Genomic DNA, 11,745 nt, shown 5'->3' on the forward strand with positions numbered 1-11,745 from the left:
TACATTTTGAAGCAATCGATCTATCCATTTGTATGTTTGCAAGAAATGCAATTTTCATTTTGGGCAATTGTTTACTTATGAAATGTTTTATTGTTGAAATGTGTGTAGATAGCGGTTCTTCTGGTGGACAGTGAAGTCTGTCGAGGCTGTCTGTCCACTGGAGTAACCGGAAATGCTGACCCGTCTTTCTGCTGTAGCAGGTCTTGCGTTAGCTGCATTATTGGTTTCACCGCCGGCCCATGCGCTCTCCATGAAGGAATGTAGCGCGAAATATCATGCAGCGAAGACTGCTGGGACACTTGGCGGCCTGAAGTGGAATGACTTCCGCAAGCAGCAATGCGGAAGCGAGGCGGCGGAAGACGAAACCGTGCCCGCGCCAACTGAGGCGCAGTATACACAGGAGCCACCGGCGCCGACCGCTCCGCCTCCTTCAAACGTCGGACTGCCCAACAGCATTTCGCCGAAATATTCCTCGATGTCTCCAGGTCAGGCCCGGATGCATACCTGCCTGGACAGCTATTATGCTGCCAAGGACAACAACGCCTTGGGCGGCATGAAGTGGATCCAGAAGGGCGGGGGCTATTACAGCCTGTGCAATGCTCAGCTGAAGAGGTCGTCCTAACCCGCGCTCCGCTGAACCGGATCTGTTTCGACGAAACCCGCCGGGCCTCCTCGGCGGGTTTTCTTGTGAAATCGCCCGTGCGGCGCTCCGACCAGCCGCATGCTTCCGCCATAGAGGATGTGAGCGATGCTATAGCGGAGAACCGGAACGCGACGGAGGGGCCATTCAAGTGCTAAAATTCAGGTACGCCGTGCACGAGACATGAGCCATTTGAGCTACCGGCCGTCCTCTGCCATTGAGCGGGTCAATTCGAGAACGGCCTGCTTTTGCCTTTCAGACAATAGCGCATAGGCCCTGAGCAATTCCTCTTCGGGCTTTTTGAGTTCGATTCCGTAGAGAATCCACGAGAGGCTGACCCCCAGCACGTCAGCGATGCGCATGAGCCGATCGATCGTGGGCTCTTTGCCCTCACTGAGAACATCATGCAGATATCCCGCGCCGCATCGTGCTGCCAGAGAAACGCTTCGCTTTGATTTGTGGGATGCCTCGAGAGCCTGCTCGAGGCGTTCGCGCCAGTGTCTTTCCATGGCCGCAATATCGGTTAAAGAACGCGTCAGTGCACGTCCTCTATAGCGGCTATAATGCAGGACTGAGCAACCTCGTGAGCTCGTCCGAACAGCAGCTCCTGCCGCTCCGTCTCTGGCGTGTTATCGCCTCTGAGCAAGCTTGCCACGGCCGCCCGATGCAGATGCCGGCCTTCGCGATGGCCTTGCCAGTAGCCAGATCCCGGTAACGGCGGCCGCCCCAAGAAGGGCTGTGAGCAGGGCCCGCTGCTCCGGTGACCGGAGATTGCCATCGACCCGCCCGGGAAATGGGGAGGCTCTGAACAGGTTGCCTTCGCTCATGGCGCGCATGTCCGCGCGCTTGAGATAGCCCTCCATGAACCGCGCAAGGATGCGTGCAGTGAGATTGGGTGCCACTCCGTGGACAATCCGGGTGAGCCGCGCGGTGGAACCGACGATCGTTGTCGGCTTCGGATGGTCGGCGAGAGTAAGGATCGCCGATGCGACCCGGCGCGGATCGATCACCGGCGGTGGCGCCGCCAGCTTGCGACCTACATAATTGGCCCCGTGACTAAGCCCCGGTGTGTCTGCAAATCCGGGATAGACATCGCAAATATGGATGTCCGGAATATCGGCGATCTCTGCGCGGATCGCTTCCGAGAAGCCCCGCAATCCGAACTTGCTGGCGCTGTAAGCGGCGGCAAAGGGAGCGGCCGCAAACCCGCCGAGTGAGATCATGTTGACGAAGATGCCCCGCCGTTGCCGCAGGAAGATGGGCAGCACCGCATGGGCTTCATTCATATGGCTGATGAGATTGGTTCGGATGACCTGCTCATGTGCCTCGATCGGTGTCTCATGGAAGCGTCCAACCGCACCCACGCCGACATTGCTGACCCAGATGTCGATGCGGCCGGCATTTCGCAGCGCATGTTCGGCAAGTGTGCGCACAGCGACGATGTCGTTGACATCGGTCTGTACCGGGAAGGCTTCACCGCCAAGCGCTCGGCAATGACTGGCCGCTTGTTCGAGCGAGGCCAGATTGCGAGCAGCCAGGGTGAGGATGGCCCCTTGCCGCGCAAACGCTTCGGCCGTCGCAAGCCCGATCCCGCTCGATGCGCCGGTGATGACGACGCTGGTTTGGGCATGATCCTTTCCTGGCATGCGATCTCCGCAAACTTACTCTCTCGGAGCAAATTCACGGGGCGCGGGCCGGTTGCATTTTGCGAGTGCGGGAAATGACGGTCAGATGGCACTCTGCTCTGGGTCCGCTGTTATATCTATGGGAGCAGTCAGGCAAAAGGAGACGCGGCGTGAGCGGTGACGTGCGAGATAATCCGGACCGAAGCCGGTTCGAGCTCGAGATTGACGGCCAGATCGTGCGCGCCGATTACCAGCGGCGCGGCGCGAGCGTGATCATCACCCATGTGGAGGCGCCAGTGCCGCTGCGTGGCACCGGGGCGGCCGATCGATTGATGAGGGGTATTGTCGCCATGGCCGAGCAGGAGGACTGGCAGCTTGTGCCGGTCTGCGGCTATGCAGCCGCATGGCTGCGCCACTATGCCCGCAGGCGTGAGCGTCGCGGTGATCGCCAATAAGGCGCGGGTGACTCCCCACCTGTTGCGAGTTGTATGAAGTGCCGGCGGGCCAGTGGCTTGCCCGATAGCGTCCATTCGATCCTCCATTGTCGGGCCTGCGCCGTCCCGCAGGGCCGGTCCCGTGGCTGAGCGTGGACTAGCTCCGTCGGATCTTCAGGCTTAAGATTCTGATTCCCGCCACCGTTTTACCTGTAATTCGCCGACCTCCTGCGAGCAGATGACGCCTTGCGTTCCTCAATGGGCGGTATAAATGGCGGACCTGTCAGCAATACCATGACGAGATCGATAGATTGTTGATCAATAATCGTCATGGAAAACTATAATATGAACATAGATTTTAGAAAGCATCACGTTGCTTGGGCGGATAAATCCGGAAAAACATTAGATATTATTGTCCATTCAGGCGTTGATAGTGCGTTCATAGCCTGGAGAGCTCCGTTTGTTCCTGGATGCCGCGGCTTTGCGCTGCGACGGAAGATCAGAAGAGCAGATGGCCGTTTGGCCAGTCCGAATGCCATCCACCATGGCGATGCCCAGGGCTTCAGCGAGGAAATCGTGGCCAGCTGGGTCGGTTTTGCAGACGGGCCGTCGGTCAAGGAAGGTACGCGCAGGCCGACCACCCGCTGGCCCATCCAGAAATATCTCTGGTCCGACTTTGCGGTTAATCCCGGCGATCGGGTGGCTTATCGCGTCGCTCCTATGATCGGTCCGGAAGCAGCGATGAGCGAGGCGGATGATCTGGCATCGGGCTGGAGCGCTCCGGTCGTGATCGGTGCGGAAACGAATGGCGGAGTATCCTGCTTTTTCAACCGCGGTATTGTCGCCAGCCAGTGGTTGGCTCGGCTCCTGCCGGACGATGCGCCCGCACGAACGCTCGCCACGGAAATCGCGGACCCTGGCAGCAATATCCGGCATTTCCTGGCCGGCCCAATCCGAAACGAGCTGGTGCGGCTGCTCACCGACGCGGCCAATTCAGAAGCCCACATCTACGCAGCCCTGTTCGAATTGAATGATCCTGAACTCGTGCCATTACTCCAGGCGTTCGGAAAACGCGCTCATATCGTTCTCGGCAACGGCAGCGTCAGAAAGAAGGGGCAAGACGCGAACAGTCATGCCCGGGAGGTGCTGGCCGACTGCGATCTGCACGATCGCATGAGCGCCCCGCGCGCACTCGCCCACAACAAGTTCCTTGTGCTCTGTGACGCGGATAACAAGCCCCAGGCCGTTTGGACGGGAAGCACGAACTGGACAAAGACGGGCCTGTGCACGCAAGCCAATAATGCAATTCTTGTCCGCAATCCCGTGCTCGCCCGCTTCTATCGCGATCAGTGGCGTTTGTTGGCAGCCGCTGGCGATGGGACCCCTGACACTCTCTATGAGTCCAACGCAAGCCCGCGCACGACCGACACTGCGAAGGGGACGACGCTCTGGTTCACGCCACTGCGCGGCCGCCGTGATCTGGCTTACGCGAGCGAGCTTATCGCTGGAGCCAAGCACGGTATCCTTTTCCTCATGTTCAATCCTGGGCCGCGGGGAACGCTTCTCAACGACATTATCGAACTGGCATTACCGGGCGGAGCCAACCACAGGCCAGAGCTTTACATTCAAGGTGTCGTGAACCAGAACCCCGGAACTGAGAAGAACCCAGTCGTGCTGTTCAATCGCGGTGAGCGCATAGACGCAAATTCTGATGTCGTTCTTCCAGCCGAGATTCCGGGGCCGCTCAAATATTGGAAGCAAGAGCTTTTGAAGCTCCCCAGGGCACATGCCATGGTTCACAGCAAGATCGTTGTGATCGACCCCTATGGTGATAAGCCTGTCGTCATGACGGGGTCACATAATCTCGGCCCTAAGGCGAGCAGCGTGAATGACGAGAACCTCCTCATTATAGAGGGGAACGGAGCGCTCGCTAGCCAATACGCCAGCAACGTCATGGAGATCTACGCCCAGTATCGCTGGCGGCAGTCAGTCCAGAAGCAGGGCGGCAAGCCGAGATGGGCCGGGTTGATCGACAGCGACGAATGGCAGATTAGCGATCCATCGAAGCCTTATGATAAGCGCCGGATCCGTGAACTGGATTTCTGGTTCGGCGGCCGCGGCTGATGGCTGCTCGGCGTGGAGGCGTTATGTCTCGAGCTGGGGCGCATGCCGAACAGAAAGATCTCTGGATTCCCCATCCGGTTCAATGGGATAGATGGTCGGAGCGGCGGGATTCGAACCCACGACCCCTAGTCCCCCAGACTAGTGCGCTAACCGGGCTGCGCTACGCTCCGACACTGGCGCACGATCCCTACCGCGTTCAGCTACCTGGATCAAGCTTAGAATGGTCAAGCGTTCGGAGCGAGCTACTTCTCAAGCACGTCCGAGAGCAGGGCTCGCGTCTCCTCAAGATCCCGGAGCGCCGCTCGCAGGAACTCTCGATTCAAGTCAGCTACGGGCGCAAGTGCCTCGCGCCTCTCCGGCTCACTGAAGCCTGATGGGTCATCCTGCGCCGGCAGCGAGACCGGCCCACCATGAAATGGGAATGTATCGGGCTCATCATGCTCGGCGATGAGCAAGGGTTCGCTGCGTGGAAGCTCCAGATTGGCATCTTCCGACCCTGGACGATCGCGCCCATGCCCCGTCTCGAGATAGATGCCGCTGTCGTCCGGGTGCTCGCTGAGGTTCTCCGGGATCGGACGCCCTTCCGCCCGGGCTTTTCCTATTGCTGCGACGGAAGCTGCGCCCCGTTCTTTAAGCAGCTTCTGAACGCCGCGAATCGTGTAGCCCTCGCCATACAGCAAGTGGCGGATGCCGCGCAGCAGCTCCACATCATTCGGCCGATAGTAGCGCCGGCCGCCGCCGCGCTTCATCGGTCGGACCTGGTTGAATTTGCTCTCCCAGAATCTCAGCACATGCTGAGGCACATCGAGGTCTTCCGCCACCTCGCTGATCGTCCGGAAAGCGTCCGGCGCCTTATCCATCGATCACTCCCCGGAGTGGTCGCATGGCATCACGAACACATGCGCAACCTAAACGTCACTCTTTGCGGCTGCCTGTCCCATCCGCCTCGTTGATCGAGTCCTTGAGCACATGGCTAGGCCTGAAGACGAGCACCCGACGCGGTGAGATCGGAACCTCCTCGCGCGTCTTCGGATTGCGCCCGACACGCCGGGCTTTGTTCCGGACCATGAACGTGCCGAACGAAGACAGCATCACTGAGTCTCCATTTACGAGCACATCTGCAATGTGGTCCAGGACAGATTTAACGAGCGCCGCCGATTCAGTCCGCGATAATCCGACCTGCCGGTGTACGGCCTCGCTCAGATCGGCGCGGGTCAGAGTTTTGCCGGACATTCCAGTTCCCCAACCTGTTCAATTCAAACTAGTCCCAGGCCGCAAGCCGGGTCAATAGCGGTGCACGGTTCTATGGGCACCTGCTGTGACCAAGTTTGCGCAGGAACGCCTTTATCTTAGACCCGGCTATTGAGAAGTTGAGTCAGCAATTCGCGCAAGTGCAACCGGTCATGTCTCACTCGCCCGCCGCGAGCAGGGCGAGGTCGCGAAGGCCGCGGCGCCTCAGCAGATTGGCCGCCCGGAAGGCCCGGACGCCGCTGCGGCAGCAGAGCACCACGCGACGATCCTCAGGAAGCTGTGCCTCTGTGATGTTCTGAGGCAGGATCCGCAGCGCGTCTGCCGTGATCGCCTGCGGTGCCTCTTCGGCGTCGCGCAACTCGATTATGACATCACCCTGTCTCAAATTTGCGCGTCCTATGAAGGGGATCGGTGGACCTGCAGGTTCCTCCGCACCGCTGAAATCGAAGCCGCCGAAGCTGAGCGACTTGAGATCGACGGTGACCAGCCGGCCGAGCGGCGATGGCTCGTGGCCGAGCAGCAATTGCAGGGCAATATGGGCCTGAAGCGAGCCGAGAACGCCTACAGCCGAGCCGAAGACCCCGTTCAGCGCGCAGGACCCGATCACCGTCGGCATGTCGGGAAAGACAGCCCGGTAGCTTGGCGCGCCGGCGCAGAAAGCCCCGACATAGCCACGCTGCTCGAGCACCGATGCCGAGACGAGCGGGCGACCTTGGGCCATGCAGTGATCGCTCAGGATATAACTGACCGCCAGGCTGTCTGCCGCATCGACCACGAGATCGACACGGGCGACCAGAGCTTCCGCATTGTCAGGCTCGAGCCGCGCGACCACCGCCTCGCAGGCAATCTCCGGGTTGAGCGCGTGAATGGCCGCGCATGCAGCCTCGGCTTTGGGCTTGCCGATATCAGCCATCCTGAACAGTGGCTGGCGATGCAGATTGGACAGATCGACAACGTCATGATCGACAATGACGAGTTTGCCAACGCCCGCACCGGCGAGCGCCGGCAGCACAAACGAGCCAAGGCCGCCGGCACCGACCACCAGCACCCGCGCACGCTGAAGCAGCTCTTGGCCCTCGGGCCCGATCTCGGCCAGCACCATCTGGCGGGCATAGCGCGACCCTATCGTGTCACCGCGATCCATTGTCTTGTCCGCTCTTGGGGATTGGTGTTGTAGAGAATATCCGTGACGACGGCGGCACTGTCCGCGCCGGCATCGAGCACCTGCCGTGCCCGTTCAGGGGTGAGCCCGCCAATGGCGACCAAGGGCAGCTTGCCGACCCGGCGCTTCCAGTCCGCGACTTTCTTAAGACCCTGTGGGGCCCACGGCATCTGCTTGAGAATGGTCGGGAACACCGGGCCAAGCGCCACGTAATCGGGCTCGGTGGCAAGCGCGCGCTCGAGCTCCGCATCGTCATGGGTGCTGACCCCGAGCCGGATGCCGGCACGGCGCAGCGCGGCAAGGTCCGCCCCGTCGAGATCTCCCTGGCCGAGATGGACGAAATCGCACCGCTCATCGATCGCGATCTGCCAGTAGTCATTGACGATCAGCTGCGTCCCGAACCTCGCACAGAGTGCTTTGGCCTCGGCTATCTGCTGCTGGATCTCGGTTGCCGGCTTATCCTTGATGCGCAGCTGCACGAGCTTGACCCCGACGGGTAGCAGCCTTGCGAGCCAGGTCACGTCGTCGACGATCAGATAGAAGGGATCAAGCACCGGTCAGCTCCGAAATGCCATGCCGAGGAGTGGCGTTGAGGCGGCAGCCATGTCGCGCGCTTCCATCGGATCAGCGAGATAGCCCGTGCGGCCGGCCTCGATCGCCAGCGCAAAGGCCTTGGCCATGGCGACGGGATCGCCGGCCTTGGCCACTGCCGTATTGAGCAGGATCGCGTCATAGCCGAGCTCCATCGCCTGTGCCGCGTGCGACGGCAGGCCGAGGCCCGCATCCACCACCAGCGGAATATCCGGGAAATGCGCCCTCAGGCTCCGCAACGCATACACATTGTTGAGCCCGCGCCCCGAGCCGATCGGTGCTCCCCAAGGCATCAGGACCTCGCAGCCCGCCTCCAGCAGCCTGTCGGCAACCCCAAGGTCCTCGGTGGTGTAGGGAAATACCTGAAACCCTTCGGACGCGAGAACGCGCGCGGCCTCCACGAGGCCATAGACTTCCGGCTGCAACGTGTCGTCATCCCGGATCACCTCGAGCTTGATCCAGGGCGTGTCGAACACCTCCCGCGCCATTTGCGCCGTCGTCACCGCTTCTTTCACGGTGTGGCATCCGGCCGTGTTCGGCAGCACGCGCATGCCGAGATTGCGGATCAACTGCCAGAAGGCATGGCCTGCGCGCTCCGAACTGGCCTCGCGACGCAAAGAGACCGTGACCACCTCGCAACCCGCCGCCCGCACCGCCTCGGCCAGGATGGCCGGGGAGGGGTACTGCGCGGTACCGAGAAAGAGCCGCGAGGCAAGCGTCGTACCATAGACCTCGAGAGGCAGATCTTGTGCCGTGGTCACATCAACCCCCTTGCATCGGGGCGAGCACCTCGACCGAATCGCCCGGCTCGAGCACCCGGTCGCTTCGCGCGGTCACTGGCACGAATGTCTGGTTCACGGCAGTCGCAACCACCAGCTCGCCATAGCCGAGTTCGAGAAGCAGATCCGCGAGCGTCCGGCTCGCCACCTCATGCACATCGCCGTTGACTGTCAGTCTCATCCATGACCTCAGGGAAATAGGCGCCGTCGAAAATGGCGCTGGCTGCCATGCGCGCCAATGCGGGGCTCAAGAGAAATCCGTGCCGGTAAAGCCCATTCACATAGACGATATCGCCGCGGCGTCTGATCCGGGGCAGGTTGTCCGGAAAGGCAGGCCGTGCATCCGTTCCGATCTCGACGATCTCCGCTTCCGCGAAGGCAGGATGCAGCGCATGGGCGCTGTTGATCAGCTCGACCATCGATCGGGCGGTGATCCGCGTCCGGTCCTCGCTCTCGATCATGGTGGCCCCCACCATATGGAGACCGTTCTCGCGCGGCACCACATAGAACGGAATGCGCGGATGCAAGAGCCGGATAGGCCGTTTGAGCGCAATTTCCGGGCAGCGCAGGATGAGCATCTCGCCCTTGACCCCGCGCAAATCAGAAAGCTCGTCTTTGGCAGCAAGGCCGCGACAGTCGACCACGAGATCGGCGTCACCCTGTGATGCCAGCCCGTCCGTGCCGAACACGAAACGCACGCCCATCGCCTCGAGCCGTGCCGCAAGCATCAGGAGCGCCTTGCGCGGATCCGTATGACCCTCGCGCTTAAAGAACAGTCCACGCTGGAAACGCCCGGCGAGAGCTGGCTCTAGCGCTGCAATCCCGGCGCTGTCGAGCACTTCATACTCGCTCGTTCGGCGGCCAAACCGGTCAAGCTCCGCCAAGTCCCGACGCTGCGCCAGAACGAGCGTGCCATTCTCGACGGTGCTATTGCAGATCTTTGCCCAGAAGCTGACCGCCTCCTGGCCAAGGCTGAGGACGAGGGGGTCTGTGCTTTCACGCTCGCACCAAGGCGCCAGCATGCCTCCGGCATAGCGTGAGCAGGATGTCTCCCCGACAGCACTGCCACGTTCGATGACCGTGACCTCGGCACCGCGTTCTGCGAGCGCAAAGGCTGTGGTGAGCCCCGCAACTCCCGCGCCTATGACAGTGATCCGCTTCATCTCGCACTCCAACCTTCGGAAGCCTCTGCCCCGGAAGGTCGACATGCTGGAAGGGGATGAAGATGTCGTAAGGACTTAAATCCATCCCTTCGCCAGCGTGACCTGGATCAGGTTCGAAGGGTCGCCATGTCGCGCGAAATGCCGGATTGCATCAGCGCCAATGGCCTCTCAGCCCCGTACGGGGCTCCCCTTGGACAGGTGTAGTGATAAGCCAGCCCGGCCCATTCCGTCAAATAGTCGCGCGATCTCCTGAGGGCAAGGCTCTTCTCATGACGCGACACAAGAGAGGAACCCATCAGCCGCCGCGGTGTTGTCTAGGTATCCAGGACACCAGACAAGGAGGTCCGAATGAATTGGGATCAAATCGCTGGCCAGTGGAAGCAATTCCAGGGCGCGGCCCGGCAAAAATGGGGTCAATTGACTGACGATGACCTGCAGATGGCGGCTGGCAGCCGCGACAAGCTGGTGGGCCGCATACAGGAACGCTATGGAATGGCCAAGGAAGAGGCTGAGCGCGAGGTTGATCGCTGGGGCAGTAGCCTCCACTGATCCCTGATATGCTCGCCATTGGAAACGCCCGCGAAGGTCATCATCGCGGGCGTTTTCATGCCTACTCCACCGCGTTTGGGACTTCGGCGATCAGATCATACTCTTCGCTGTCGATGATCCGCGCCCGATAGATTTCGCCGGGTGTTAGGTGGGGGTGGTTGGGAAGGAAGACATTGCCGTCGATCTCGGGCGCATCCCAGATCGTGCGGCCGATGGCCTCTTCCATTTCCTCGTCCACCTCATCGATGATCACATCGACCTCGCGACCCACTTTTCCCCCGAGAATCTCACGGCTGATCTCGGCCTGAGCTTCCATGAAGCGGGCCCAGCGCTCCTCCTTCACCTCTTCCGGCACGGGCTCGGCCAGAGCATTGGCCGCGGCGCCCTGAACTGGCTCATATTTGAAGCAGCCGACCCGTTCGAGCCGTGCTTCTTTCAGCCAATCGAGAAGGAATGTGAAATCCTCCTCCGTCTCGCCGGGAAAGCCGACAATGAAGGTCGAGCGCAGACAGAGATCGGGGCAGATCGCACGCCACTGCCGCAGCCGATCGAGCACCTTCACCTGGTTCGCCGGCCGGCGCATGGCCTTGAGCACTTGCGGGCTCGCATGCTGAAACGGAATATCGAGATAGGGCAGGATCTTTCCCTCTGCCATCAGAGGAATGAGCCCGTCCACATGCGGGTAGGGATAGACGTAATGGAGCCTGACCCAGGCGCCGAGCTCGCCCAGCGCTGAGGCCAGCGGCACGATGCGCGCTTCGATCTCCTGGCCGCGGAACTTGCTGGCTGCATATTTGAGGTCGAGCCCATAGGCGCTGGTGTCCTGAGAGATCACCAGCAGTTCCTTCACTCCAGCCTTCACCAGCCGTTCGGCCTCATACATCACATTCGCCGCGGGCCGCGAGCGAAGATCGCCCCTGAGGCTCGGAATGATGCAGAACGAGCAGCGATTATTGCAGCCTTCGGAGATCTTCAGATAGGCATAGTGCCGGGGCGTGAGGCGCAGGCCCTCCGGCGGCACGATATCGACGAACGGATCATGGACCGGTGGCACGGCCGCATGCACGGCGGCGACCACCTCCTCATACTGATGCGGTCCCGTGATCGCCAATACATCCGGATGGCTATCCCGGATGCGTTCGGCCTCGACGCCCATGCAGCCTGTCACGATCACCCGGCCATTCTCCGACATGGCCTCACCGATCGCCGCCAGCGACTCCTCCTTCGCGCTGTCCAGAAAGCCGCAAGTATTGACGATGACCACATCGGCACCGTCATAGCTTGGCGAGATCGCATAGCCTCCGGCCCGCAACTGGGTGAGGATGCGCTCGCTATCGACAAGAGCCTTGGGGCAACCGAGGCTGACCATGCCCACGGTCGGGATATGCGTGTCGGATTTCAATTCAGTACCGTCGAGGTTAGGAAAG

General features: G+C 61.0%; 14 protein-coding genes, 1 tRNA gene and 1 riboswitch. Of the genes, 4 read left to right on the plus strand and 11 right to left on the minus strand.

Translation table 11 applies throughout. The annotated features are described in order from the left end of the window. The first annotated feature begins 172 nt into the window (after positions 1-172). Positions 173-622 carry a hypothetical protein gene (locus tag RCF49_RS20355; protein WP_342641615.1) on the plus strand — a complete coding sequence of 150 codons (450 nt, stop codon included), beginning with the start codon at positions 173-175 and terminating at the stop codon, positions 620-622. A 215-nt stretch (positions 623-837) separates the two neighbouring features. Here the strand turns inward: RCF49_RS20355 and RCF49_RS20360 are convergent, their stop codons facing one another. Both RCF49_RS20360 and RCF49_RS20365 read right to left on the minus strand, forming a co-directional pair. Beyond that, entirely contained in the window at positions 838-1,149 is a 312-nt protein-coding gene (locus RCF49_RS20360) for a helix-turn-helix domain-containing protein (protein ID WP_342641616.1), read from the minus strand. A 120-nt stretch (positions 1,150-1,269) separates the two neighbouring features. Further along, complete coding sequence (locus RCF49_RS20365) at positions 1,270-2,286, minus strand: SDR family oxidoreductase (protein ID WP_342641617.1); 1,017 nt, start codon at positions 2,284-2,286, stop codon at positions 1,270-1,272. A gap of 149 nt (positions 2,287-2,435) precedes the next feature. Here RCF49_RS20365 and RCF49_RS20370 point away from each other — a divergent pair, with 149 nt between their 5' ends. Continuing rightward, the gene (locus RCF49_RS20370; protein WP_342641618.1) at positions 2,436-2,720 is read left to right on the plus strand and encodes a GNAT family N-acetyltransferase; all 285 of its coding nucleotides are present in this window, start codon (positions 2,436-2,438) and stop codon (positions 2,718-2,720) included. Positions 2,721-3,218: 498 nt separating this feature from the next. Next, positions 3,219-4,823 (plus strand): phospholipase D-like domain-containing protein, encoded by a 1,605-nt coding sequence (locus RCF49_RS20375; protein ID WP_342641619.1) that lies wholly within the window; start codon positions 3,219-3,221, stop codon positions 4,821-4,823. Between the two features lie 92 nt (positions 4,824-4,915). Here the strand turns inward: RCF49_RS20375 and RCF49_RS20380 are convergent. The 8 genes from RCF49_RS20380 to thiO all read right to left on the minus strand — a co-directional run bounded on the left by RCF49_RS20380 (position 4,916) and on the right by thiO (position 9,769). Beyond that, positions 4,916-4,993: transfer RNA gene (locus tag RCF49_RS20380), tRNA-Pro, on the minus strand. A 72-nt stretch (positions 4,994-5,065) separates the two neighbouring features. Then, a complete protein-coding gene (locus RCF49_RS20385) occupies positions 5,066-5,683 on the minus strand; it encodes a MerR family transcriptional regulator (protein WP_342641620.1) in 618 nt (205 codons plus the stop codon). A gap of 55 nt (positions 5,684-5,738) precedes the next feature. Then, positions 5,739-6,056, minus strand: a complete 318-nt coding sequence (locus tag RCF49_RS20390; protein ID WP_342641621.1) for an integration host factor subunit alpha — start codon at positions 6,054-6,056, stop codon at positions 5,739-5,741. Between the two features lie 175 nt (positions 6,057-6,231). Next, positions 6,232-7,218 (minus strand): ThiF family adenylyltransferase, encoded by a 987-nt coding sequence (locus RCF49_RS20395; protein WP_342641622.1) that lies wholly within the window; start codon positions 7,216-7,218, stop codon positions 6,232-6,234. Next, on the minus strand, positions 7,197-7,790 hold the full coding sequence (locus tag RCF49_RS20400; protein WP_342641623.1) for a thiamine phosphate synthase: 594 nt from the start codon (positions 7,788-7,790) through the stop codon (positions 7,197-7,199). Before RCF49_RS20400 ends, RCF49_RS20395 begins: the two co-directional genes overlap by 22 nt. 3 nt (positions 7,791-7,793) lie before the next feature. Next, positions 7,794-8,570, minus strand: a complete 777-nt coding sequence (locus tag RCF49_RS20405) for a thiazole synthase (protein WP_342644247.1) — start codon at positions 8,568-8,570, stop codon at positions 7,794-7,796. Between the two features lie 19 nt (positions 8,571-8,589). Beyond that, positions 8,590-8,787 (minus strand): sulfur carrier protein ThiS, encoded by a 198-nt coding sequence (thiS, locus tag RCF49_RS20410; protein WP_342641624.1) that lies wholly within the window; start codon positions 8,785-8,787, stop codon positions 8,590-8,592. Further along, entirely contained in the window at positions 8,756-9,769 is a 1,014-nt protein-coding gene (gene thiO / locus RCF49_RS20415; protein ID WP_342641625.1) for a glycine oxidase ThiO, read from the minus strand. Before thiO ends, thiS begins: the two co-directional genes overlap by 32 nt. Positions 9,770-9,836: 67 nt before the next feature. Continuing rightward, a riboswitch (TPP riboswitch) is annotated at positions 9,837-9,970 on the minus strand. Positions 9,971-10,117: 147 nt separating this feature from the next. Here thiO and RCF49_RS20420 point away from each other — a divergent pair. After that, positions 10,118-10,318 (plus strand): CsbD family protein, encoded by a 201-nt coding sequence (locus tag RCF49_RS20420; protein ID WP_342641626.1) that lies wholly within the window; start codon positions 10,118-10,120, stop codon positions 10,316-10,318. 61 nt (positions 10,319-10,379) lie between these two features. On the opposite strand, the gene rimO is transcribed toward RCF49_RS20420, so the two are convergent. Continuing rightward, the gene (gene rimO / locus RCF49_RS20425; RefSeq protein WP_342644248.1) at positions 10,380-11,687 is read right to left on the minus strand and encodes a 30S ribosomal protein S12 methylthiotransferase RimO; all 1,308 of its coding nucleotides are present in this window, start codon (positions 11,685-11,687) and stop codon (positions 10,380-10,382) included. Between the last annotated feature and the right edge of the window lie 58 nt (positions 11,688-11,745).

Origin of the sequence: Rhodoligotrophos sp. CJ14, assembly GCF_038811545.1 — a bacterium.
In the GTDB taxonomy this organism is placed as follows: Bacteria; Pseudomonadota; Alphaproteobacteria; order Rhizobiales; family Im1; genus Rhodoligotrophos; species Rhodoligotrophos ferricapiens.